The organism is Agromyces allii, from assembly GCF_009749385.1.
Taxonomy (GTDB): domain Bacteria; phylum Actinomycetota; class Actinomycetes; order Actinomycetales; family Microbacteriaceae; genus Agromyces; species Agromyces allii.
Genome location: NZ_WBIN01000003.1, coordinates 203,758 through 228,067, shown reverse-complemented (window position 1 = coordinate 228,067; position 24,310 = coordinate 203,758). Strand labels below are relative to the sequence as shown.

Annotated in this window: 22 protein-coding genes and 3 tRNA genes; 13 read left to right on the top strand and 12 right to left on the bottom strand. The window is 69.2% G+C overall.

Annotated features, from left to right (window positions below; translation table 11 throughout):
• Window positions 1-5 precede the first annotated feature (5 nt).
• Entirely contained in the window at window positions 6-1,856 is a 1,851-nt protein-coding gene (locus GQR16_RS05765; protein ID WP_157414183.1) for a threonine/serine exporter family protein, read from the bottom strand.
• A gap of 115 nt (window positions 1,857-1,971) precedes the next feature.
• Here GQR16_RS05765 and GQR16_RS05760 point away from each other — a divergent pair, with 115 nt between their 5' ends.
• Entirely contained in the window at window positions 1,972-2,442 is a 471-nt protein-coding gene (locus GQR16_RS05760) for an NUDIX domain-containing protein (RefSeq protein WP_157414182.1), read from the top strand.
• An 86-nt stretch (window positions 2,443-2,528) separates the two neighbouring features.
• Here the strand turns inward: GQR16_RS05760 and GQR16_RS05755 are convergent.
• Window positions 2,529-2,612: transfer RNA gene (locus tag GQR16_RS05755), tRNA-Leu, on the bottom strand.
• A 244-nt stretch (window positions 2,613-2,856) separates the two neighbouring features.
• Between GQR16_RS05755 and GQR16_RS05750 the strand changes: the two genes are divergently transcribed.
• The 9 genes from GQR16_RS05750 (at window position 2,857) to pknB (ending at window position 15,229) form a co-directional block, all read left to right on the top strand.
• On the top strand, window positions 2,857-3,741 hold the full coding sequence (locus GQR16_RS05750; RefSeq protein WP_211373448.1) for an HAD family hydrolase: 885 nt from the start codon (window positions 2,857-2,859) through the stop codon (window positions 3,739-3,741).
• Window positions 3,738-6,254 (top strand): glycoside hydrolase family 65 protein, encoded by a 2,517-nt coding sequence (locus tag GQR16_RS05745; RefSeq protein WP_157414181.1) that lies wholly within the window; start codon window positions 3,738-3,740, stop codon window positions 6,252-6,254. The genes GQR16_RS05750 and GQR16_RS05745 overlap by 4 nt, the downstream gene beginning before the upstream one ends.
• A 66-nt stretch (window positions 6,255-6,320) precedes the next feature.
• Window positions 6,321-7,058, top strand: coding sequence for an FHA domain-containing protein (locus GQR16_RS05740; protein ID WP_157414180.1), 738 nt, complete (start codon window positions 6,321-6,323; stop codon window positions 7,056-7,058).
• Complete coding sequence (locus GQR16_RS05735; RefSeq protein ID WP_157414179.1) at window positions 7,055-7,585, top strand: FHA domain-containing protein FhaB/FipA; 531 nt, start codon at window positions 7,055-7,057, stop codon at window positions 7,583-7,585. Before GQR16_RS05740 ends, GQR16_RS05735 begins: the two co-directional genes overlap by 4 nt.
• Before the next feature lie 3 nt (window positions 7,586-7,588).
• Window positions 7,589-8,821 (top strand): PP2C family protein-serine/threonine phosphatase, encoded by a 1,233-nt coding sequence (locus GQR16_RS05730; protein WP_157414178.1) that lies wholly within the window; start codon window positions 7,589-7,591, stop codon window positions 8,819-8,821.
• A gap of 109 nt (window positions 8,822-8,930) precedes the next feature.
• Entirely contained in the window at window positions 8,931-10,265 is a 1,335-nt protein-coding gene (locus tag GQR16_RS05725; RefSeq protein ID WP_157414309.1) for an FtsW/RodA/SpoVE family cell cycle protein, read from the top strand.
• Window positions 10,262-11,719, top strand: a complete 1,458-nt coding sequence (locus GQR16_RS05720; RefSeq protein WP_157414177.1) for a peptidoglycan D,D-transpeptidase FtsI family protein — start codon at window positions 10,262-10,264, stop codon at window positions 11,717-11,719. The genes GQR16_RS05725 and GQR16_RS05720 overlap by 4 nt, the downstream gene beginning before the upstream one ends.
• Window positions 11,716-13,455 carry a protein kinase domain-containing protein gene (locus GQR16_RS05715; protein WP_157414176.1) on the top strand — a complete coding sequence of 580 codons (1,740 nt, stop codon included), beginning with the start codon at window positions 11,716-11,718 and terminating at the stop codon, window positions 13,453-13,455. Before GQR16_RS05720 ends, GQR16_RS05715 begins: the two co-directional genes overlap by 4 nt.
• A 79-nt stretch (window positions 13,456-13,534) precedes the next feature.
• Window positions 13,535-15,229, top strand: coding sequence for a Stk1 family PASTA domain-containing Ser/Thr kinase (gene pknB, locus GQR16_RS05710; protein ID WP_157414175.1), 1,695 nt, complete (start codon window positions 13,535-13,537; stop codon window positions 15,227-15,229).
• A gap of 29 nt (window positions 15,230-15,258) precedes the next feature.
• On the opposite strand, the gene GQR16_RS05705 is transcribed toward pknB, so the two are convergent.
• The 3 genes from GQR16_RS05705 to GQR16_RS05700 are packed head-to-tail and all read right to left on the bottom strand — an operon-like array spanning window position 15,259 to window position 16,880.
• The gene (locus GQR16_RS05705; protein WP_157414174.1) at window positions 15,259-15,900 is read right to left on the bottom strand and encodes an anthranilate synthase component II; all 642 of its coding nucleotides are present in this window, start codon (window positions 15,898-15,900) and stop codon (window positions 15,259-15,261) included.
• Window positions 15,897-16,055, bottom strand: a complete 159-nt coding sequence (locus GQR16_RS19570) for a hypothetical protein (RefSeq protein ID WP_170298420.1) — start codon at window positions 16,053-16,055, stop codon at window positions 15,897-15,899. The genes GQR16_RS05705 and GQR16_RS19570 overlap by 4 nt, the downstream gene beginning before the upstream one ends.
• On the bottom strand, window positions 16,056-16,880 hold the full coding sequence (locus GQR16_RS05700; RefSeq protein ID WP_246200557.1) for a class E sortase: 825 nt from the start codon (window positions 16,878-16,880) through the stop codon (window positions 16,056-16,058).
• Between the two features lie 72 nt (window positions 16,881-16,952).
• Between GQR16_RS05700 and GQR16_RS05695 the strand changes: the two genes are divergently transcribed.
• Complete coding sequence (locus GQR16_RS05695) at window positions 16,953-17,192, top strand: cell division protein CrgA (RefSeq protein ID WP_092963691.1); 240 nt, start codon at window positions 16,953-16,955, stop codon at window positions 17,190-17,192.
• Between the two features lie 138 nt (window positions 17,193-17,330).
• Here the strand turns inward: GQR16_RS05695 and GQR16_RS05690 are convergent, their stop codons facing one another.
• The gene (locus GQR16_RS05690) at window positions 17,331-18,194 is read right to left on the bottom strand and encodes a rhomboid family intramembrane serine protease (protein WP_157414173.1); all 864 of its coding nucleotides are present in this window, start codon (window positions 18,192-18,194) and stop codon (window positions 17,331-17,333) included.
• Between the two features lie 7 nt (window positions 18,195-18,201).
• Window positions 18,202-18,741, bottom strand: coding sequence for a peptidylprolyl isomerase (locus tag GQR16_RS05685; protein ID WP_157414172.1), 540 nt, complete (start codon window positions 18,739-18,741; stop codon window positions 18,202-18,204).
• A gap of 119 nt (window positions 18,742-18,860) precedes the next feature.
• Here GQR16_RS05685 and GQR16_RS05680 point away from each other — a divergent pair, with 119 nt between their 5' ends.
• Both GQR16_RS05680 and GQR16_RS05675 read left to right on the top strand, forming a co-directional pair.
• Window positions 18,861-19,391, top strand: a complete 531-nt coding sequence (locus GQR16_RS05680) for a hypothetical protein (RefSeq protein ID WP_157414171.1) — start codon at window positions 18,861-18,863, stop codon at window positions 19,389-19,391.
• 572 nt (window positions 19,392-19,963) lie between these two features.
• Complete coding sequence (locus GQR16_RS05675; protein WP_157414170.1) at window positions 19,964-20,215, top strand: hypothetical protein; 252 nt, start codon at window positions 19,964-19,966, stop codon at window positions 20,213-20,215.
• A 287-nt stretch (window positions 20,216-20,502) separates the two neighbouring features.
• On the opposite strand, the gene GQR16_RS05670 is transcribed toward GQR16_RS05675, so the two are convergent.
• The 5 genes from GQR16_RS05670 to gyrA all read right to left on the bottom strand — a co-directional run bounded on the left by GQR16_RS05670 (window position 20,503) and on the right by gyrA (window position 24,242).
• Window positions 20,503-20,970, bottom strand: a complete 468-nt coding sequence (locus GQR16_RS05670; RefSeq protein ID WP_157414169.1) for an NUDIX hydrolase — start codon at window positions 20,968-20,970, stop codon at window positions 20,503-20,505.
• A 72-nt stretch (window positions 20,971-21,042) separates the two neighbouring features.
• Window positions 21,043-21,115 (bottom strand) — tRNA-Ala (locus tag GQR16_RS05665).
• A gap of 42 nt (window positions 21,116-21,157) precedes the next feature.
• A tRNA-Ile gene (locus tag GQR16_RS05660) sits at window positions 21,158-21,231 on the bottom strand.
• Window positions 21,232-21,296: 65 nt separating this feature from the next.
• Complete coding sequence (locus tag GQR16_RS05655) at window positions 21,297-21,701, bottom strand: DUF3566 domain-containing protein (protein WP_157414168.1); 405 nt, start codon at window positions 21,699-21,701, stop codon at window positions 21,297-21,299.
• A gap of 6 nt (window positions 21,702-21,707) precedes the next feature.
• Entirely contained in the window at window positions 21,708-24,242 is a 2,535-nt protein-coding gene (gene gyrA, locus GQR16_RS05650) for a DNA gyrase subunit A (protein WP_425482612.1), read from the bottom strand.
• Window positions 24,243-24,310: the final 68 nt, after the last annotated feature.

The window sequence follows — 24,310 nt, the reverse complement described above, 5'->3', positions numbered from 1 at the left end:
GCGACTCAGAGCACCGGCCGCCCGATGCGGCTCGACAGCGCCGTGCCCGCGAGCACGCCGAGCGAGATCGCGACCATCGTGGCGATCATGGTGACGAGCGAGCTCGAGCCGGTGGTCGTTCCGCCCAACACCGAGGCGACGCCCACGAGTCCGAGCGCGCCGGGCACGAGCAGCCAGAACGCGGGCAGGAAGCTCACGAGCGCAGCAGGACCCGACGGCTGACGGGCGATGAGCACCGTCACGGGCGTGACGACGAGCGCGCCGATGAGCGCCGACAGCACGCCGCCGAAGAACACGGCGCCGAGCACCTGCGCGCCGTAGGCGACGTAGAGCACGACGAGGATCCATGCGAGCGACGACCGCGGCCCGCACTGGTAGACGACGATGCCGATGCCGAACAGCGCGACGGCGATCCAGGGCGCGAGCACGCCGAGGGTCGTCGCCGAGCCGGTGGCCTCGATCGCGGGGATGCCGATGAGCGCACTCGCGGCGACGATGCCGACGGCGAGCAGCACGAGCTGCATCGCGCCCGCCGCGAGCCGCCCGGCTCCCGACATCATCTGCCCGGTCGCGAGCTCGATCGCGCCGACCGTGAGCAGCGCGCCGGGCAGCAGCACCACGAGCGGTGCGATGAGCGCCGGCAGCACGCCCGAGTCCAACCCGAGATGCAGGCCGAGCAGCACGACGATCCCGACCGAGAACGCGACGGCGACGGTGAGCAGCGCCCGGTACCGGCCCGAGAGGCGCTCCCCTGCGAGCAGCACGGCGCCGACGCCGGCGCCGAGCACCGCCGCGAACACCACGCCGGTCCACGACGCGCCCAGCAGCACCGACAGGCCGGCGCTCAGCAGCACGTAGGCGGCTCCTCGCTGCACCGGCGAGTAGGGGCGCGGGAGCGCGCGCATGCGTCGGACGCGGTCACGGATGTCGTGGGGGCCCGCCGCTCCCGTGCGCGCGTCCTCGACGATGTGGTGCAGGTCGTCGATCTGGTGCAGCAGCAGCGTCCGCTCGCCGCTCGTCACGGCGCCCGTGCTCACGGGCCCGGTGCCGCGCACCGAGACGAGCAGCGCCGTCGGGAACACGACGATCTCGGTCGCCGCCAGCCCGTTCGCCCGCGCGACGTCCTCGAGCGTCTGGCGGATCGTCACGACCGAGTACCCGGCATCCGTCATCGCCGCGCCGATGTCCTCCATCGCCGCGAGCGTCGCGCCCGCATCGACCTGTATCCCGCCTTCGCCCGGGGGTTCGGGCGCGCCATCGCCCGTCGCGGCCGCGATCAGGCCGGCGTCGGCACCAGCGGCCGCCGCGGCATCCGACCCTCTGCGTCGCACCATGAGCAGGATGCCCGCCGCCGCGACGAGCACGACCGCCGCGATCACCCACGAGAGCACCGAGGTGGTCGGGGTCGCCGCTGCGGGCGGCACTGCGGGCACCACGGTCGGCACCGGCGTCTGCGTGGGCTCCGGCGTCGGGGTCGCCGTCTCGACCGGCTCGACGGTCTCGGGCGGCACGATCGGCGCCTCGGTCGGCTCGTCGGTCGGCGTCGGGATCGGCGTCTGCGGTTCGCCCGTCGGAGTCGGAGTCGGGGTGGGCGTCGGGGTGGGCGTGGGCGTCGGGTCGTCGTCAGCGCCGGGGTCGACCGGCAGCGGCTCGAACGGTGCGGTCGAGCTTCGCGTCGACGCGGCATCCGCGACACCGACGACGGATGCCGCGGCCGCCGTGGGCATCGACAGCAGTGCGGATGCCGCGCCCCCGCCGAGCGCGAACGCGAGCACCACGACCGTCGCAGCGCCCGTCGCACCCCGACCGGATGCCGCGCGCCGCGCGCGCACCGAGCCGCCCGAGCGGACCCCCACGCTGCCCCCGATCCGCCGCGCCCCCGCGCGCCTCGCCCCCAGCGTAGGACCCGAGCCCGCCGGGCGCACGCGTCTGCGCCTCCTCCCGCGCCGCGGACCGCTAGCGTTCTCGACCATGGACGCGACCTCGCTCCCGACCCCGCGACGCTCGGCCCGCGCGATCCTCATCGACGAGCGCGGTCGACTCGTGCTCATCCGTCGACAGCGCCCCGGCCGGTCCGCGTACTGGACCACGCCCGGCGGGGGTGTCGAGCCCGCCGACGCGACGCTCGAGGCGACCGTCCACCGCGAACTCGCCGAGGAGCTCGGGGCGACGGCCGTCTGCGCCGGTCAGGTGCTGCGACTCGGGGACGGTGGTGCCCACGGCGTGCAGCACTTCTTCCTGGCTGCGCTGACCGGAATCGATGCGACCCTCCGCACGGGCGAGGAGTACACCGACCCGGGCCTCGGAACCTACGACGTCGACCGCATCGACCCGAGCTCGCGCGAGTTCGAGTCGATCGACCTGAAGCCCGAAGCACTGAAGTCGTTCGTGCTCGAGCACCGCGAGTCGCTGGTCGCTCGCGCTGCGGCCGCTCGCGTGTGAATCGCCCCCGCTCCTGCCGCAGCCCGCGAATGCGAGAACGGCCCGGATCTCATCGAGATCCGAGCCGTTTCACCGTGTTGTTGTTGTGCGCGAGGGGGGACTTGAACCCCCACACCCTTGCGAGTACTGGCACCTGAAGCCAGCGCGTCTGCCAATTCCGCCACTCGCGCAAATGTGGTCGCACCTGAATGCGTCCAGCCACGAGAGCCTAACATCTTGCGGGGGCAAAGGCCATTCGAGCCGGGGGTGCCCAGACGGCACCCTCGAAGTGGCCGCCGGAGCCTACCCCCGAGCCCACCCGAAACCCTCCGTGAATGCTCCGAACCGGTATCCGCCCTCGCGCTCCCGCACCCCGGCGCAATAGCATCGAACGGCTGGCCCCAGAGCCGCGACCGGCACGACGAAAGGACGGCCGTGACCTCGCCAGACACCCCCAGAACCCGCCCCGGCTCCCCCGCCGGCCCCACCCCCGCCGACCTCGATCTCAGCGGCATCCGCGGCTGGCTCTTCGACCTCGACGGAGTGCTGACGCCGACCGCGATCGTGCACATGCACGCGTGGTCGCGCCTGTTCACGCCGTACCTCGAGTCGCACGGCGTCGCGCCCTACGGCGAGGGCGACTACTTCGCCTACATCGACGGCAAGCCCCGCTACGACGGCGTGCGAAGCCTGCTCGAGAGCCGCGGCATCCGCATTCCCGAGGGTGACGTCTCGGACTCCCCCGACCAAGAGACCGTGCACGGGCTCGGCAACCGCAAGAACGACGCCTTCAATGCGACGCTCGCCGACGAGGGCGTCGCCCCGTATCCCGCGAGTCTCGCCTTCCTCGACGCGGTCATCGCGAGCGGATGCCGCGTGGCCGTGGTCTCGAGCTCCAAGAACGCCCCCTCGGTCCTAGCCGCCGCGGGCATCGACGACCGCTTCACCGTCGTGGTCGACGGACTCGTGGCGGCGCGCGAGGGCATCGCCGGAAAGCCCGCGCCCGACATGTTCGACCGGGCGGCCGAGCTGCTCGGCCTGCCGACGACCGCGTGCGCCGTGGTCGAAGACGCCGAGTCCGGCGTCAAGGCGGGAGCCGACGGCGACTTCGCCCTCGTGGTGGGGGTCGATCGCGGCGTGGGCCGCGACACCCTGCACGAGCTCGGCGCCGACGTCATCGTCGACGAGCTCGACGAGCTGCTGCCGGCGGTCGCGCGGGTCGCCGAAAGGACCGACAGCACCGGCACGGACGCCGACCTCGCGACATCCGCCCACGAAGACCCGCGACGAGACACCGCAGAAGAAGGGAACGCCGAATGAGGTTCGCCGACACCGACCCGCTCGACCGCAACCGGTTCCCCATCGACGAGTGGGCGCTCGTCGAGACCGAGTTCGGCCTCGACGACATGGGCCGCACCGAGACGCTGTTCGCCGTGGGCAACGGCTACCTGGGCCTGCGCGGCAACATCGAAGAGGGGCGCGACGGGCACCTGCACGGCACGTTCGTGAACGGGTTCCACGAGACCTGGCCGATCCGCCATGCCGAGGAGGCGTTCGGGTTCGCGCGCGTCGGGCAGACGATCGTGAACGCCCCCGACGCGAAGGTGATCCGTCTCTACGTCGACGACGAACCGCTCGTGATCACGATCGCCGAACTGATCGACTACGAGCGCCGCCTCGACTTCCGTCAGGGCGCCCTGTCGCGCGCGATCGTGTGGCGCACGCCGTCGGGCAAGCATGTGCGCATCACGAGCCGCCGCATGGTCTCGTTCACCGACCGGCACCTCGCCGTGCTCGACTACGAGGTCGAGATGCTCGACGCCGATGCCGCGGTGACGATCTCGAGCCAGATCCTCAACCGTCAGGACGGTCGCGACGAGTACCGCGGCGGTGTGCAGGAGGCGCCGAGCGCGTTCGACCCGCGCAAGGCCGAGATGTTCGCCGACCGCGTGCTGCAGCCACGTGTGCAGCGCCACGAGGGCGGCCGCTACATGCTCGGCTACCAGTGCACGAACTCGGGCATGACGATCGCGGTCGGCGTCGAGCACGCCATCGCGACCGAGAACGACTTCACCGAGTCGGGCTCCGTCGGCGACGACCTGGCGAAGCACATCTACCGGGTGCGCGCCGAGCAGGGCAAGCCGATCCGGGTCACGAAGTTCATCAGCTACCACACGGCCCGCAAGGTGCCGGCGCGCGAACTCGTCGACCGCTGCGACCGCACGCTCGACCGGGGCGCCGAGCAGGGCGTCGCCGAGCTGTTCGAGCACCAGCGCGCGTGGCTCGACGACTTCTGGGAGCGGTCGGATGTCGCGATCGACGGCGAATCCGAGGTGCAGCAGGCCGTGCGGTGGAACCTGTTCCAGCTGGCGCAAGCCACCGCCCGCACCGACGGCGACGGGGTCGCGGCGAAGGGCGTGAGCGGCTCGGGCTACGGCGGACACTACTTCTGGGACACCGAGATCTACGTGATGCCGTTCCTCAGCTTCACGGCGCCGATCGTGGCGCGCAACGTGCTTCGGTTCCGCCAGCGCATGCTCGACAACGCGCGCGCCAGGGCCCTCGAGCTGAACCAGCGGGGCGCCCTGTTCCCGTGGCGCACGATCAACGGGCTCGAATCCTCCGCCTACTACGCGGCGGGCACGGCGCAGTACCACATCGATGCCGACATCGCCTTCGCGCTGTGCCAGTACGTGGCGGCCACCGGCGACACCGACTTCCTGGGGCGCGGGGCGATCGACATCCTCGTCGAGACGGCGCGCATGTGGGAGGATCTCGGGTTCTGGCGATCCGGCGGCACGGTCGACGACGTCTTCCACATCCACGGCGTCACCGGACCCGACGAGTACACGACCGTCGTGAACGACAACCTGTACACGAACGTCATGGCGCGGGCGAACCTCGCGTCCGCGGCATCCGCCGTCGACAGCCTGCAGCTGCGCGACCCGGTCGGGTACGCGAAGCTCGTCGCCCGCCTCGGGGTGACGGCCGGCGAGGTGGCGGAGTGGCGCCGCGCCGCCGCGCACATGCACATCCCGTTCGACGAGCAGCTCGGCGTGCACCCGCAGGACTCGGCCTTCCTCGAGAAGGAGCTGTGGGACCTCGAGAACACCCCCGAGAGCAGCCGCCCGCTGCTGCTGCACTACCACCCGCTCGTGATCTACCGCTTCCAGGTGCTGAAGCAGGCCGACGTCGTGCTCGCCCTGTACCTGCAGGGCGACCGGTTCTCGGCCGAGCAGAAACTCGCCGACTTCGAGTACTACGACCCGCTGACCACGGGCGACTCGACCCTCTCGGCGGTCGTGCAGTCGATCATCGCCGCCGAGGTCGGCTACCACGACCTCGCCGTGCGCTACTTCCGCTCGGCGCTCTACGTCGACCTCGCCGACCTGCACCACAACGCGGCCGACGGCGTGCACGTCGCGTCGACGGGCGGCGTGTGGGGCGCACTCGTCATGGGCTTCGGCGGATTCCGCGACCACGGCGGCCGGTTCACGTTCGATCCGCGCCTGCCGGACGGGTGGAGCCGCCTCGAGTTCCGCATCACGCTTCGCGGCACGCGCCTGCGCGTCACGCTCGAGCCCGACGCGATCGCCTTCCACGTCGAGGAGGGCGAGTTCGCCGAGGTCGCGGTGCGCGGCGAGAAGGTGCTGATCCGAGCCGGGGCGGATGTCTCGGTGCCGCTCGACGGCCATGGTCCGCGTCTCACCGGCGCGCCGCGCATGAAGGACGTCACGGGCTCGCGTCGATCCGACGGCACCCTGCTGACGGCGTCGATCCCGACGCTCTCGCTCGACCTCGACAGCGACGAGACCGCCATACCGGTGGACTGATGAATGCCCGTTCCCAGTGGAGCGGGCTAGCATGTCACACAATCACGGAACCGGATCGGGAGACCTGTGGGCCTACTGGACAACTTCGAGAAAGGTCTCGAGCGCGCCGTCAACGGCGCCTTCGCGAAGACCTTTCGCTCGGGGCTGCAGCCCGTCGAGATCACGGCGGCGCTGAAGCGCGAGCTCGACACGAAGGCGGCGGTCGTGTCGCGCGATCGCGTGCTCGTCCCCAATCAGTTCGTCGTGCGCATGGCGCCCGCCGACCACGAGCGCATGACCTCCCTCGGGCCCGCACTCACCGACGAGCTCGTCGACCTCGTGCAGAAGCACGCCGCGAGCCAGCACTTCCAGTTCGCCGGCGGCATCACGATCTCGCTGCGCTCCGACGCGGGCCTGTCCGAGGGCATGGTGCAGGTCGACTCGCGCAACGTGAAGGGCCAGGTCGCCTGGACCCCGGTTCTCGACATCGGCGGCACGCGGCATCCGATCATCAAAGGACGCACGGTCATCGGCCGGGGCAGCGAGGCCGACATCACCATCGACGACTCCGGCGCCTCGCGCCGGCACGCCGAGGTGCAGTGGGACGGCTCGCGCGCACGCGTCCGCGACCTCGGCTCGACGAACGGCACGCAGTTGAACGGCGCACGCGTGACCGAGGCGATCCTCGAACCCGACTCCGTCATCACCATCGGGCGCTCGCGTATCGTGTTCCGAGTGCTCGCCCAAGCCGCAACCCCCGCGCCCCGCGCCGACCCGGCCACCGAACGTCATGACGTCGGCGGGTTCTGGGGGCCGGCCGAATGAGTGAACTGACGCTGCTCGTTCTGCAACTCGGGTTCCTCCTGCTGCTGTGGGCGTTCATCTTCTCGATCGTCTACGCCCTGCGCAGCGACCTGTTCGGGCAGCGGGTGCGCAAGCTCCAGCCCGAGAGCGCCGCGGCAGCACCCTCACCCGCAGCGGCGTTCCCGGCCGCGGCCCCCGTGGCAGCGGCGGCCGCCACGGCGCCCGTCTCCCGCCCGACCACGCCGCCCGCCGGCGACGGGCCCCTGCGGCTCGTGATCACGAGCGGGCAGAAGGCCGGCACCGAGTTCCCCCTCGGCCGCGACGAGATCACGATCGGCCGGTCGAGCGACTCGGCGATCATCATCCGCGACGACTACACGTCCACCCACCACGCGCGCATGATGCTCTGGAACGGCCAGTGGATGCTGCAGGACCTCGACTCGACCAACGGCACGTTCCTCAACGGGGCGCGCGTCACCGTGCCCGTGCAGATCCCCCTCGGAGCGACCATCAAGGTCGGAGCGACGACGTTCGAGCTGCGGCGGTAGCCCATGGCCTCGATCAAGGCGAGCGCCGCGGTCTCGCATGTCGGACGCATCCGCTCCAACAACCAGGACTCCGGCTATTCGGGGCGACGGCTGTTCCTGGTGGCCGACGGCATGGGCGGGCACGCCGGCGGTGACGTCGCGAGCGCGATCGTCACGCAGCGCGTCGCCGAGGCCGACGCCGACTACCAGACCGCCCCCGAGGCCGCCGCCGCGCTCGAGGGCGCCCTGATCGCGGCCAATCGACGGCTCGCCGAGACCGTCGCCGGCCACTCCGAGCTCACCGGCATGGGCACGACCGCTTCGGCGATGCTCCTGCACGAGGACCGCATGGTCATCGCGCACATCGGCGACTCGCGCATCTACCTGCTCCGGTCGGGCGAACTCAGCCAGATCTCCATCGACCACACGTTCGTGCAGCGCCTCGTCGACGCCGGTCGCATCACCGCCGAGGAGGCGATGGTGCACCCCCGCCGCTCGGTGCTCATGCGCGTGCTCGGCGACGTCGAGGCCTCCCCCGAGATCGACTCCATGGTGCTCGACACGCGACCCGGAGATCGCTGGTTGATCTGCTCCGACGGCCTCTCGGGCGTCGTGTCGTTCGACGAGCTGCAGGAGCAGCTCGCGGCCGATGCCGGCGCGAAGCAGGTCGCCGACCGGCTCGTGAAGGCCTCGCTCGACGGCGGAGCCCCCGACAACGTCACCGTCGTGATCGTCGACATCGGCGACCCGCCCGCGCCCGCGACCCCGCCGCTCGTCGTCGGCTCGGCCGCGGCCCCGCTCGCGTTCGGTGCGCCCTCCGAGCCCGTGCGCGCACGCGCCATCCGCCTGACGCCGTTCCGCCCGCACCCCGTGCAGGAGACGCACTTCGAGCCCGACTCCGAGGACTTCTTCGACGAGATCCTCGAAGAGGACGCCCGTCGACGCCGGCGCCGCCGCTGGGTCTGGGGCTTCTGGATCTTCGCGCTCATCGCCGCGATCGTCGCGGTCGTGGTGCTCGGCTACCAGTGGACCCAGACCCGCTTCTACGTGGGCGAGTCCAACGGCCGGGTCGCCATCTTCCAGGGCATCCAGCAGGACATCGGGCCCATCTCGATGCACGAGCTCTACCGCGAGACCACCATCGACGTCTCCGAACTCCGTCCGTACGACCAGCAGCGCGTCGAGAAGACCATCAACGCGGGCTCGCTGACCGACGCGACGAAGATCGTGTCGCGATTGGAGGAGTCCCTTGAGTGACTTCGACGGCCTGATCGGCCAGACCCCGAGCGCGCCGACCCCGACCGCGCAGGCCTCCTCGGCGCAGCCGCCCGCGAGCACGCCGCCGGCCGGCATCCGTCGCATCAGGATGCCGCAGCGACTGCGCAACCTCGAGTTCTGGCTGCTGCTCATGGCCTGCCTCATCAATGCGGCCTCGATCGTGCTCGTGCAGCTCGGCGCCCTCGGACGCGTCGACACGCAACTCGTGCTGCTCGGCGCCGGCCTCTCGGTGCTCGTGTTCGGCCTGCACATCGCCATGCGCTTCGTCGCGCGCGACGCCGACCCGTTCCTGCTCCCCATCGCGACCGTGCTCAACGGCCTCGGCATCGCGATGATCTACCGCATCGACATCGCCGACGGCGACTCCGGATGGCAGAGCGCGGCCGTTCGCCAGATCGTCTGGAGCGCGATCGCGATCATCTGCGCCATCGCCACGATCCTGCTGATCCGCAACCACCGGGTGCTCTTCCGGTACACGTACGTCGCGGGCTTCGTCGCGATCATCCTGCTCATGCTGCCGCTCGTGCCCGGCCTCGGCCAGAATCGCGGCGGTGCACGGGTCTGGATCGGCATCGGCGACATCGCCACCTTCCAGCCGGGCGAGATCGCGAAGATCGCCCTCGCGGTGTTCTTCGCCGGGTACCTCGTGCGCAATCGCGACTCGCTGTCGATGGTCGGCAAGCAGTTCCTCGGCATGCGGTTCCCGCGGGCCCGCGACCTCGGCCCGCTGCTCATCGTGTGGGCGCTCTCGATGAGCGTCATCGTGTTCCAGCGCGACCTCGGAACCGCACTGCTCTACTTCGGCCTCTTCCTCGTCATGCTCTACGTCGCGACGAGCCGCCTCTCGTGGGTCGTGCTCGGCCTCTCGCTCTTCCTCGCGGGTGCGCTCATCGCGAGCCAGACGCTCGACTACGTGAACAACCGCTTCCAGAACTGGCTCGATCCGCTGAGCGACGCCCGTTACAACGCCGACCCCGGCGGGAGCTACCAGCTCGTGCAGGGCCTGTTCGGCCTGGCCAACGGAGGCCTGATCGGCACCGGATGGGGGCAGGGCAGCCCCGAGCTCACGCCGGTGCCGCAGAGCGACTACATCATCGCGAGCCTCGGCGAGGAGCTGGGCCTCGCGGGTCTGTTCGCGATCCTCGCCCTCTACGTGCTGCTCGTCGCCCGCGGCTTCCGCATCGGGTTCGCCGGCCAGGACGACTTCGGCAAGCTGCTCGGCGTCGGCCTCGCGTTCGTCATCGCGCTGCAGGTGTTCATCGTCGTCGGCGGCGTGACCCGCGTGATCCCGCTCACGGGTCTGACGACGCCGTTCCTCGCCGCGGGCGGATCCTCGCTCGTGGCCAACTGGATCATCATCGCGCTGCTCCTGCGGCTCTCCGACACGGTCCGCAACCATCCGAGGCTGGTGATCGACGGATGAACCGCGAACTCAAACGCGTCAGCATCTTCTCGCTGCTGATGTTCGTGGCGTTGTTCGTCTCGACGACCGTGATCCAGTACTTCGCGGCCGACGACCTCGCCGCAGACCCCCGCAACGCGCGCACGCTCTACGCGAGCTTCTCCGTCGAGCGCGGCCCGATCCTCGTCGACGGCACCCCGGTCGCGTTCTCGCAGCCCTCCGACGACGACTACAAGTTCCTCCGCGTGTACCCGAACGGCCCGCTCTACGCCGGCATCACCGGCTACATCCCGGTGAACGGCGAGGCCACCGGACTCGAGAGCTCGCTCAACGAGTACCTCAGCGGGCAGGACTCGAGCCAGTTCTTCGACAAGATCAACCGGCTCATCTCCGGACAGGACCCCATGGGCGCCTCGGTGGACATCGCGATCGACCCCGTGGCCCAGCAGGCCGCCTGGGACGCCCTCGGCGACTACCAGGGCGCCGTCGTCGTGACCGAGCCGGCGACCGGCCGCATCCTCGCCATGGTCACCAAGCCGACCTTCGACCCCAACTCGATGGTCGTGCACGACGGGGCCGCCGTCGAGGCGACCTATGAGGGCCTCCTCGCCGACCCGAGCGAGCCCCTCATCAACCGCGCGACCGGCGGCGACATGAACCCGCCCGGGTCGGTCTTCAAGCTGGTCGTCACCGCAGCAGCGCTCGAGTCCGGCCGCTACACGCCCGAGAGCACCTTCCCGAACCCCGGGACGCTGACGCTCCCCGGCACCGACTCCGTCGTGATCAACTCCGGTGGCGGCACCTGCGGCAGCGGTGGAGCCACCGTGACCCTCGCCGACGCCCTTCGCTTCTCCTGCAACATCCCGTTCGCGGAGCTCGGCATGGAACTCGGCGACGACGCGATCCGCGAGCAGGCCGAGAAGTTCGGCTTCAACCACGCGTTCGAGATCCCCACGATGACGGAAGAGAGCGTATACCCGCGCGGCCTCGACGAACCGCAGACCGCCCTCAGCGCCTTCGGCCAGTACACCGTGCGGGCGACCCCGCTGCAGATGGCCGTCGTCTCGGCCACGATCGCGAACGGCGGCATCGTCATGAACCCGAACCTGGTCGACCAGATCACCGCGCCCGACTTCACTCCGCTCCAGGAGTTCGAAGGCTCCGAATTCGGCCGAGCGATCAGCGAGGACACGGCCAAGACGATGACCGAGATGATGGTCAACGGCGTCGAAACCGGGGCCGCGACTAATGCAAGAATAGACGGCGTCAGCGTGGCCGGTAAGACGGGTACAGCGGAGAACGGCGAGGATGACCCTTACACCTTGTGGTTCACCGGTTTTGCCCCCGCAGACAACCCTCAGTATGCGATCACGGTACTCGTGGAGGATGGCGGGGGACTTGGTCAGGAGGGGTACGGCAATCTCATCGCCGCACCCATCGCAAAGCAGGTACTAGAGGCGGTGCTGAACAAATGAGACCGAGCGCAGGGCTCACCTTCGGGGGGCGCTACGAACTGCAATCCCGCATCGCGATCGGCGGGATGGGCGAGGTGTGGCAGGCCACAGACCTCGTCATCGGCCGACAGGTCGCGATCAAGATCCTGAAAGACGAGTACCTCGGCGACCCGGGCTTCCTCGAGCGCTTCCGCGCCGAGGCCCGCCACGCCGCACTCGTGAACCACGAGGGCATCGCCAATGTCTTCGACTATGGCGAGGAAGAGGGCAGCGCCTACCTCGTCATGGAACTCGTGCCCGGCGAGGCCCTGTCGACCATCCTCGAGCGGGAGCACGTGCTCTCGACCGACAAGGTGCTCGACATCGTCGCCCAGACGGCGAACGCGCTCCAGGCCGCCCACGCGGCCGGTCTCGTGCACCGCGACATCAAGCCCGGCAACCTGCTCATCACGCCCGACGGGCGTGTGAAGATCACCGACTTCGGCATCGCGCGCATCGCCGACCAGGTTCCGCTCACCGCGACCGGCCAGGTCATGGGAACGGTGCAGTACCTCTCGCCCGAGCAGGCATCCGGCCACCCGGCCTCGCCCACGACCGACATCTACTCGCTCGGCATCGTGGCCTACGAGGCCCTCGCCGGCCGTCGCCCGTTCACGGGCGAGTCGCAGGTCGCGATCGCCATGGCGCAGATCAACGAGACGCCGCCCGACCTTCCGGTCACCGTCTCCGAACCGGTGCGCAACCTCGTCTACGCGTGCATCGCGAAGAACCCGGCCGAACGCCCGCCGACCTCGGCCCACCTCGCGCGCGCGGCCTCCGCACTGCGACGCGGCGACGTGCAGGGCGCCGCGGTGGCCGTGCCGGCAGTGCTCGGCATCGCCGGCGGCGCGACCGCGGCCACGATGCTGATGCCGCAGCAGGGCGCGACGGCGGCGACGACGGTGCTCAGCACCGGCGCGGCCGGTGCCCCCGGCGACGAGGACGCCGAAGAGGCGACCGAAGAGAAGAAGCGCAACCCCTGGACGTGGCCGCTCATCGTGCTCATCGCCGTGCTGGCGATCGTGCTCATCGGCACGATCATCGCCCTCGCGGTCAACGGCGGCGGCGGTGGCACCCCGGCGACGAGCTCGAAGCCGCCGACCACGCGGAGTGCTCCTCCCACGTCGGCTCCGCCGACCTCCGAGGCACCGACGACCGCGCAGATCACCGCGGCCGACTTCGTCGGCCTCTCGGTCGACGACGCACGCGCCAAGCTCCAGGATCTGGGCATGGTCGCCAACGTCGTCGAAGGCAAGCCGGCAGCAGACCCGTCGGGTACCGGCATCGTCTACGAAGTGAACCCGACCGGGCCCGTTCCGCTCGGCTCTGAGATCACGGTCACGGCCTACGCCGCACCCGAGACGCCCGCCGCACCCGGATCGGCGCCCACGGTGACCCCGTCCACCGTCGCCCCCGGCGGATCCATCCAGGTCTCCTGGACGGCAGCGCAGTGCCCCGCCGGCCAGACCAGGTCGGGCTACCAGGTCAACGTCGACGGCCCCGCGGCATCCGCACCGCCGCTGGGCGCCGACGCGACGAACGTGACGATCACGGTCAACGCCGACGCGGCCGACGGTGCAGCCATCAACATCAGCTACCTGTACTTCTGCGGTGCGCTGAGTTCTGCCGCCTCCCCGGCTGCAACCGTCACGGTGGTCGCAAGTCCCGCCCCGACCCCCGACGCCGGGTCCGACGGCGGCGACGACACCGGCAACTGATCGCGGTCCGGCCTGCCTCGTGCGCGAGGCAGGCCTACGCCGCACGACGACCACGACGACGAGAGGAAACCGGGCGCACGTGACTGACGAAGGACAAGTACTCGCCGGACGCTACCGCGTCGGTCAGCTCATCGGTCGCGGCGGCATGTCCGACGTCCACGTCGGACAGGACACCCGGCTCGGTCGTCAGGTCGCCATCAAGCTGCTGAAGCCGCAGCTCGCCACCGATCCCGCGTTCCGCATGCGCTTCCGTCAAGAGGCGCAGTCGGCCGCACGCATGGCGCATCCGACGATCGTGCGCGTCTTCGACGCCGGTGAAGAGACTGTCGCCGACGCCTCCGGTCACGAGGTGCAGCTTCCGTTCATCGTCATGGAGTTCGTCGAGGGTCGTCTGCTCAAGGACATCATCCACGACGGACCCCTCGAGCCCGCCGCGGCCGTGCGCGTCATCGACGGCGTGCTGACCGCGCTCGAGTACTCGCACCGCGCGGGCGTCGTGCACCGCGACATCAAGCCCGGCAACATCATGATCACGACCACCGGACAGGTGAAGGTCATGGACTTCGGCATCGCGCGCGCGGTGTCCGACTCGTCGACGACCGTGGCCCAGACGACCGCGATCCTCGGCACGGCCTCGTACTTCTCGCCCGAGCAGGCGAAGGGCGAGACCGTCGACGCCCGCACCGACCTGTACTCGACCGGCGTCGTGCTCTTCGAGATGCTCACCGGTCGCCCTCCGTTCCGCGGTGACACCCCCGTGGCGGTCGCCTACCAGCACGTGAGCGAGCGCCCGGTGAAGCCGAGCGTCATCAACCCCAAGGTCTCCCCCGCGCTCGATGCGGTCGTCATGCACGCGCTCGTGAAGACGCGCGACGGCAGGTACCAGACGGCGGCCGAGTTCCGCGCAGACATCGACACGGCGGCATCCGGTCGCGTTCCGGTGCATCAGCGAGTCGACGAGTCCGCCTCGCTGTTCGGCTCGCCCACCGGTTCGCTCTCGACTTCCGAGCTGGCACTGCGTCAGCTCACCGAAGACGAGACGATGACCCGCACCCAGCGCCGGCCTCCGGCCATCTGGATCTGGTCGGGCATCATCGGCGTCGTGGTCATCGTGATCGCCGTCATGTACTGGGCGTTCAACCTGCAGCCGACCGTCGAGGTGCCCTCGAACGCCCGTGAGGTGCCGGCCTTCGTCGACACCACCTACGAGGCCGCGGTCGAACAGCTGCAGGAGCTGGGGCTCTCGGCCTCCCGCATCGACGAGACCAGCGCCGATGTCGTCGCCGGCAACGTGGTGCGCTCCGACCCTGCCGCGGGCGAGATCGTCGACGCGAACACGCCGATCACGCTGTACGTGTCAGCCGGCCGGGAGGCCGTCGACGTCCCCGACGTCCGCAACGCAGGCCTCGATCAGGCGAAGACCACGATCACCGATGCCGGGCTCGTGCCCGGGTCCGAGACGCGGGTGACCTCGCCGACCGTGCCCGCCGACGTGGTGCTGGGCACCGACCCCGAGGCCGGCACGTCGGTCGAGACCGGGGCGACGGTCAACTTCCGCATCTCGAACGGCATGGTGACGCTGCCCGACCTCACCGAGCAGACGCTCGACGCGGCGTCCTCGTTGCTCACCGCAGAGAACCTCCAGCTGACGGCGGTTCCGAAGCCCGATCCCGGCTGCAAGTCGGAACCCGGGTCCCCGGTGACGCATCAGTCGCTCTCGCCTGGCGACGTGCCGCAGCACTCCTCGGTCGAACTCACGTACTGCGCGGGCTGAGCCCCCGGCCGTCGCGCCGTCGGGTGCGGTCAGTCCGCAGTGCGCAGCAGCGGGTTGAGTCCGGCGGCGCGCTCGGGCGCCTCGGCGAGACCCGCGACGGCGAGCCAGTTGCCGAGCATGCGGTACCCGCCCTCGGTGAGCACGGACTCGGGGTGGAACTGCACGCCGTAGATCGGCGCGCTCACGTGACGCAGTCCCATGATGACCCCGCCCTGCGTGCGGCTGGTCACCTCGAGCTCCGCCGGCATCGTGCCGTCGACGACGGCGAGCGAGTGGTACCGCGTTGCTGTGAACGGCTGCGGAACGCCCTCGTAGAAGTCGCTCTCGTCGTGGGCGATGCTCGAGGTCTTGCCGTGCATGAGCTCTTCGGCGTTCGTCACGACGCCTCCGAAGGCCTCGGCGATCGCCTGGTGGCCGAGGCAGACGCCGAGCAGCGGCGTTCCGGATGCCAGCGCCGCATGCACGAAGGGGATCGAGACGCCGGCGTCGGACGGCTTGCCGGGCCCTGGTGAGAGCAGCACGGCGTCGTACTCGGCGAGGCGCGAGGCGACCTCCGATTCGGAGAACGCGTCGTTGCGCAGCACCTCGGTCTCGGCGCCGAGCTCCTGGAGGTATCCGTTCAGCGTGTAGACGAAGCTGTCGTAGTTGTCGATGACGAGGATTCGGGTCATTGGTCCACCGTGACGTCGATCGGGTTGACGATGCCGTCGACCCAGGGGAACACCCACGTGAAGAGGGCGTAGACCGCCGCCGCGATGAGCAGCAGCAGCAGGATGATGCGCAGCCAGATGGGTCCGGGCAGGACCCGCCACAGTGCTCCGTACACTCAGGACCCCCAGCTTGCGACGATGTCGGCGATCTCGGCCGGCGGACCGGCGGAAGCGGGCTGCCACGAGTCGAGCACGCCGTACGCGACGAGACGCTCGGCCGTCGAGTAGAGGGGGTTGCACGTGGTCAGCGTGATGATGCGATCGGTCGGGGCCAGTTCGGGGTGATGCGGCACGGCCGCAAGCACGTCGACCGTCGATGGCGTGACGTACTCGAAGTCGCGGAACCGATACGTGTACCAGCCGTCTTTCGTCTGGATGTAGATCGGGTCGCCCAGCTGGAACTGCTCGATCTCGTGCATGCCGCCGCCGTAGGCGCTGCGGTGCGAGGCGATGGCGAAGTTGCCGACCTGCCCGGGCATCTGCGTGCCCGGGTAGTGCCCGACGCCCGTCTCGAAGCTGTTGAGCACGTCGGTGCTGTAGCCCTCGGCGATCTGGCGCACCGAGTCGTGCGTGCCCGGTGCGTCGAAGCGCGGAACATACATGACGGCGAACGCCTCGGCGTGGGGGTACTCGGCGGGGCCGACGACCGGGTCGCCGTAATCCGCCGGGTCGGGCGCGGGCTGATCGCCCTGTTGCGCACGGGCCTGCTCGGTCCATTCGGAGCTCTGGGCGGATGCCGCGGCGGACTGCTGCCCGGCCATGATCGCGTCGTTCCACCAGAGCTGCCAACCCAGGAACAGCAGGATCAGCACGCCCGCCGTGAGCAGGAGCTCGCCGAAGACGCCGACGACGCTGACCCGGTGCCGCGGCTTGGCTCGGTCGGCCGTGGCGCTTCGACGCCCACGGTCACGACGACGGCCTTCGGGCGGCATCTCGGACATGAGGACGATTCTATTCGGCCCGGAGGAGGCCCCGGCTGTGAGTCGTGCCTTCCCTCGGATAGAATCGCCCGCATGGCACGTACGAAATCATCGAAGCCCGCGCGAGCGGAACAGGCGAGCGGCGAAGAAGCGCCCAACCCGGTCTGGTTCAAGCCCGTCATGTTCGGCTTCATGCTGCTCGGACTGGCTTGGATCATCGTCTTCTACGTGAGCCAGGGCAAGCTGCCCATCGCAGACCTCGGTTCGTGGAACATCCTCATCGGCTTCGGCATCGCATTCGTCGGCTTCTTGATGACGACGCGCTGGCGCTGAGCCGGCTCCACTGAACACGAAACGGGCGGATGCGACATCCGCCCGTTTTGTGCGCCCTGGCGCGGTCTCACCTGCTCGAGGTCGCCGCAATTACACGCGTGTAACTCTCTCCCCAGTTGTGGAGGGAGATGTGGATAACTAGAAGGCGCCGATCTTCCAACTGGCGACGAGCCACCCGATCGCGAACAGGACCACGGTCAATCCGATCAGCAGGCCGATCTGGATGCCGAGACGCGTACGTGCCCTCGTCTCGAGGAGGATGAGCCCGACGAGCGCTCCGCCGATCAGGCCGCCCAGGTGCGCCTGCCACGAGATGTTCGCACCAGGGATGAACCCGATCGCGAGGTTGACGGCCAACAGGATGTAGAGCTGGGTCATGTTGCCGCCGAGCCGCCGCTGGATGACGACGAACGCCCCCATCAGGCCGAAGATGGCGCCCGACGCACCCAGTACCTGCGACCCCGGGTCTGCGAACACGACGACGCCGATCGAACCGGCCAAACCGCTGATCAGATACAGCGCGAGGAAGCGCCCGCGGCCGAGCATCGGCTCGAGCAGGCGCCCGAAGATCCACAGCGTGTACATGTTCAGCAGGATGTGGAAGAACAACGACGTGGAGTGCAGGAACACCGAGGTCAGGGCACGCCACGGCTCGGGGAAGACCTCGGTCATGAAGACGGGGCTGAAGAACAGCGCGTTGGTCACGCCGAGGCCCGGAATCCACTGCAGGAGATACACGAGGGCGGTGATGCCGATCAGGGCATATGTCACCACGGGCGCCCCGCGGTCGGCGGCCGAGCGGAAGCGCGAGACCATCGCCGGCTTGGTGCGCGGCGCCGATGCGCGCTGTTCGCGCATGCACTCGGGGCAGATCACGCCGACGGGCGCAGGGGTCTGGCATTCGCCGCACACCGTGCGCCCGCAGCGTTGGCAGAGCACGAAGCTCTGACGGTCTGGATGCCGGTAGCAGAAGTTCGCGCGTTCCGCGCCGGCATCCGTCACCTGAGTGTCAGACCTGCTCGACGGTGACGCTCTCGATGACGACGTCGTCGAGCGGGCGGTCACGGCCGTCGGTCGGAACGGAGGCCAGCTTGTCGACGATGGCCTGGCTCGCGGCATCCGTCACCTTGCCGAAGATGCTGTGCTTGCCCTGCAGCCACGTGGTCGGGCCGACCGTGATGAAGAACTGCGAGCCGTTGGTGCCGCGGCCGCCCTGGATGCCGGCGTTGGCCATGGCGAGGACGTAGGGCTCGGTGAAGTCGAGCTCGGGGTTGATCTCGTCGTCGAACTGGTAGCCCGGTCCGCCGATGCCCTGACCGAGCGGGTCGCCGCCCTGGATCATGAAGCCGGGGATGATGCGGTGGAACACGACGCCGTCGTACAGCGGGTCGTTGGTCTTCTGGCCCGTGGAGGGGTGGGTCCACTCGATCTCGCCGGTCGCGAGGCCGACGAAGTTCTTGACGGTCTTCGGAGCGTGGTGGCCGTAGAGGTCGACCTTGATGGGTCCGAGGCTGGTGTTGAGCGTCGCGACTGCAGTGTGAATCGGCATTCCCATATTCTGTCACGGGCGGATTCGTCAAGGGGAATGCACGTTTGCGACTCTCACCCCGCTTCCAGCTGTTTCGGTGGCAAGATGGAGTGATTCGCTGCACATCGATGGAGGGTCAGATGAGCCTGTCACGCAAGCGCCAGAAGGAACTCAAGCGGCTGCGCAGTAGTGCCGAAGATCTGTGGGGAGACCAGCAGCAGGTCCTCGACCGTGCAAACGCCGTCGCACGTGAGGCGAGCCGCCAGATCAGTGCGCTCCACCACGAAGAGGTCGTTCCGCGCGTCCGGACCGGCTACGAGAACTACGTGCGCCCCGGCCTGAGCCAGGCTCGCGAATACGCCTCGACCGCAGGCGACGGCGTCGAGCGCGCACTCGGCTCCGCGCTCGGGACCGTGCTCTCGATCGGCGACATCGCCAACGACACCCGCGTACGCCGTGCCGTGCAGCGCGTCTCGCCGAAGGCCGCCGCCAGCATCGCGAAGCAGCAGAAGAGCGGCCCCGGATTCGGCGGATATCTCGCCATCGGCGCCGGCATCGCGGTCGCCGCGGGCATCGCCTACGCCGTGTGGCAGACGTTCCGCGCCGACGACGAGCTCTGGGTCGCCGACGACGAGCCCGGCCCTGCGCCGACCTCCTCCGCCGCGCTCTAGCACCGGATCTCGCTGAAAGGCCCCGCCCGACGGCGGGGCCTTTCGCGCGCCCGGATTCGGCCCCAGCCAGGCGGGAATCGCGCGCACGCCGACCGACCGTCAGCCGACCTGTGTTCAGGGCCAGCACTGATCTTCGAACGATTTCGCGTTCAACGCTTGCGCTCCCTGTGAATATGCCGGTATGTTCGTGACTCGGCGAACCCGCCCCGAAACAGAGAGAGGAGTTGAGTCCCATGATCAAGGTCACCTTCACGAAGCCGCACACGGGATTCCTCCTCGTGTCTCCGGCCTGCTGACTCGCCCCGACCTCGCGCACCTCGTGCGTGATCGTCACTCCGCCTGATCCGGCGTGAGCGCCTCGCGAACTGCGACTCCGGTCGCCGCCTGCGACGCTCTCGATCCACTGCGATCAGCCACGGTCGTCGCCCTCGGCGCGATCGCTCCCCGGTAGGCGTTCCGTCTCGTCGTCGACGAGCGCCGACGCCTCCAGCGCGCCTCGAGCGCGCGTTCGAACGTCTCCCCGCCGGCATCCCGTCGCGCGGATCTTCACCACCTCCAATGAAGGAATCACCGTGAACACCACGTCACTCACCGCCGCTCGCCCCGTTCCGGGACGCGCATCGCTCTACCAACCGCGGGCACTAGGCCTGCAGGAGCGCACCGCCCGCCGACTCGGTCTGGCGCTGCTCGATTGGAGCAACCGCCGCGAGGCACTCCGCTCCCCCGAGACCGTGCTCCTGCGCCGCCAGACGGAGCTCGACGCACAGAACGCCCTCGCCGACCTGCAGCGCCAGCTCGGCACGCTCGGAAGCCCGCTCGTCTAATGGGCGCCGCAACCGACACCGCCCTGCACGGATCGGATCCGGGTCACCTCGACTCGATCCGGTCCGTGCACGGCCCGTCCACCCGCACGGAAGCCGGGTCTCAGCTCATCGTCGCCGCCGGGTCGACGGCGCCTCGCCGAGAGCGGAGCGACGACATCGCTCGTCGATCCGTTGTCGGAGAGGCGCCGACGTCGGCTGCCGCGGCAGCACGCACGGGTGCGACAGCCACCGCGGCGACGAGGCCGACCGACGGCCGGCGGATTCCGGTCAGGGGTTCGCTGCCCAGTTCACCGCAGCTCGCGCGACTGCGGCCACGCGGGCGCCGGCACGCCGTCGGCCGGCTCGTCGGCGTTCAACTGGAGAGCGACGTCGACCAGGCCGACCGTCTTCAGCGCGGGCAGCTCATCGAGCCGGAACCATCTCGCCTCGTCGCTCGAACCGCCGATCTCGTTGCGCAGCGTTCCACCGGTGATGTGCGCGCGGTACACGACTCGCATGCCGTACAGCGGCGCCGAACCCCTGAGGCGCTTGCTCGCCGGAACGATCATCGTGTCGATGCCGAGCAGTCGATCGATGGCCGCATCGTGGCCGGTCTCCTCACGCACCTCGCGCACGACCGCGACGGCAGGATGCTCCTCGCCTTCGATGCCGCCGCCGGGAAGCGTCCACCCGGAACGGCCGTGCTCGTTCCAGTGCGACAGCAGGATCTCGCCGTCACGGATGATGACGGCGTACGCGGCGATGCGGATGTCCATCCGCACACTGTATCCGGTGCGCCCGAGGTGGAGTGCCGCACGGATCGAGATCGACGTGCGGCGGGGAAACTGTGGAGCCTAGGAGATTCGAACTCCTGACATCCTGCTTGCAAAGCAGGCGCTCTACCAACTGAGCTAAGGCCCCTGGGTCGGGCGCCGATGGCACCCGATCTATGGAGTTATGGAGTGGGGATACGAGGACTTGAACCTCGGACCTCTTCGTTATCAGCGAAGCGCTCTAACCGCCTGAGCTATATCCCCGAATTTCGGCCGTGGAAAAGACTACCTGAAGGTGGTCGAATTACCGAATCGAGCCGAAGACCGCGTCAGTTGTTGGTGAAACCGACGAGGATGCCGCCCGTGATCTTGACGCTCAGGTTGTACAGAACGGCCAGGATCGCGCCGAGCGCGGTCGTCACGACGAGGTTCAGCAGTGCTGCCACGATCGCGAAGCCCATGACGTTGCCGAGCGAGAGCACGGCCGTGAGGTCGGTGCCGGCACCCGCGACATCCTGAACCAGGGAGTTCAAGTTCTCGAAGATGCCCGTCGAGCTGAGCACCGTGTGCACGAGGAACGTGACCACGATGCTCACGACGGCCAGTGCGACCGCCACGAGGAAGGACAGCTTCACGGCCGACCAGAAGTCGACGTAGACCAGCCGCAGGCGGACCTGCTTGGCGGCGGGTCGCCGGTTCGATTTGCGGGCGAGCTTCTCGGCAACGCTACTCATAGACGGTTACTCCTCTCCCGTGGTCTCGTCCGCTTCGGTTTCTGCGGCTTCCTCCACGAGATTCCGTTCGGAATTCTTCGCGATCGCGATGATCCGGTCGGCTTCGGCGAACTTCGCGAAGACGACCCCCATCGTGTCCCTGCCCTTGGCGGGAACCTCGGCGACGTCAGAGCGTACCACCTTGCCACTGGCAAGAACCACAAGCACCTCGTCGGTGCGCGAGACGATCAGCGCACCCGCGAGATCGCCGCGATCGTCGTTCAACTTGGCGACCTTGATGCCCAGTCCGCCGCGCTGCTGCTTGCGGTACTCCTCGATGCGGGTGCTCTTGGCGTACCCGCCCTCGGTGACCACGAACACGTACGTGTCGGTCGGGCTGAGCTTCTGGCCGGCGACCTCGACCGCGGCATCCGGAACCGGATCGGTCGCCTCGATCGGCGCATCGGGGTCGGAATGCGCGACCACGGATGCCTCGAGCAGGCTGTCTCCGTCACGGAAGCTCATGCCCTTGACGCCCGACGTCGAACGGCCCATTGGGCGAAGCGCCTCGTCGGTCGCCTCGAAGCGGAGCGACATGCCCTTGCGGGAGACGAGGAGGATCTCGTCGTGCTCGTCGGCGAGCATGGCCGACACGAGCTCGTCGCCCTCGCGCAGGTTGATGGCGATGACGCCGCGCGCACGGTTCGTGTCGTAGGCCGTGAGCTCGGTCTTCTTCACGAGGCCGTCGCGCGTTGCCAGCACCAGGTACTGGGCGACGGCGTAGTCGCGGATGTCGAGGATCTCGGCGACCTGCTCGTCGGGCTGGAGCTCGAGCAGGTTCGCGAGGTGCTGGCCCTTCGCGTCGCGGCCGCCCTCCTGCAGCTCGTACGTCTTCGCGCGGTACACGCGGCCCATGTTCGTGAAGAACAGCAGCCAGTGGTGCGTGGTGGTGACGAAGAAGTGCTCGACCACGTCGTCGGCCCGCAGCTGTGCGCCCTTGACGCCCTTGCCGCCGCGGTGCTGCGAACGGTAGTTGTCGCTGCGCGTGCGCTTGACGTACCCGCCGCGGGTGACGGTGACGACCATCTCCTCTTCGGGGATCAGGTCTTCGACCGACATGTCGCCGTCGAAGCCCGGCATGATCTGCGTGCGCCGGTCGTCGCCGTACTTGTCGACGATCTCTGCGAGCTCCTCGGAGACGATCGTGCGCTGCCGCTCGGGCGAGGCGATGATCGCACGGAAGTCGGCGATCTCGAGCTCGAGCTGCGCGGCCTCGTCGATGATCTTCTGACGCTCGAGGGCGGCGAGACGACGCAGCTGCATCTCGAGGATCGCGCGCGCCTGGAGCTCGTCGATCGAGAGCAGGTCGATGAGGCCGTCGCGGGCCTCTTCGACCGTGGGCGAACGACGGATGAGGGCGATGACCTCGTCGAGCGCGTCGAGCGCCTTGAGGTAGCCCTGCAGGATGTGCATGCGCTCTTCGGCCTTGCGCAGGCGGAACTGCGTGCGGCGCACGATGACGTCGATCTGGTGGTCGACCCAGTGCGCGATGAAGCCGTCGATCGAGAGGGTGCGGGGCACGCCGTCGACGATCGCGAGCATGTTCGCGCCGAAGTTCTCCTGCAGCGGGGTGTGCTTGTACAGGTTGTTGAGCACGACCTTCGCGACCGCGTCGCGCTTGAGCACGAGCACGAGGCGCTGGCCGGTGCGGCCCGAGGTCTCGTCGCGGATGTCGGCGATGCCGCCGAGCTTTCCGTCTTTCACCATGTCGGCGATCTTGATCGCGAGGTTGTCGGGGTTGACCTGGTACGGCAGCTCGGTGACGACGAGGCAGGTGCGACCCTGCAGCTCCTCGACCGAGACGACGGCGCGCATGGTGATCGAACCGCGACCCGTGCGGTAGGCGTCGTTGATGCCCTTGACGCCGAGGATCTGGGCGCCGGTCGGGAAGTCGGGCCCCTTGATGCGCTGGATGAGCGCCTCTTGCAGCTCTTCGCGGGATGCCTCGGGGTGCTCGAGGTACCACTGGGCTCCGGATGCCACTTCGCGCAGGTTGTGCGGCGGGATGTTCGTCGCCATGCCGACGGCGATGCCGACCGAGCCGTTGACGAGCAGGTTCGGGAAGCGCGCGGGCAGGATCGACGGCTCCTGCGTGCGGCCGTCGTAGTTGTCCTGGAAGTCGACGGTCTCTTCGTCGATGTCGCGCACCATCTCGAGCGCGAGCGGGGCCATCTTCGTCTCGGTGTATCGAGGGGCCGCGGCGCCGTCGTTGCCGGGCGAGCCGAAGTTGCCCTGGCCGAGCGCGAGCGGGTAGCGGAGGCTCCACGGCTGCACGAGTCGCACGAGCGCGTCGTAGATCGCCGTGTCGCCGTGGGGGTGGAACTGTCCCATGACGTCGCCGACCACGCGGGCGCACTTCGAGAACGCCTTGTCGGGTCGGTAGCCGCCGTCGTACATCGCGTAGATGACGCGACGGTGCACTGGCTTCAGGCCGTCGCGCACGTCGGGCAGCGCACGACCGACGATGACGCTCATGGCGTAGTCGAGGTACGAGCGCTGCATCTCGAGTTGCAGGTCGACCTGGTCGATGCGCCCGTGGATGCCGTGTCCGCCGTTGGTTGCGTCGGCGC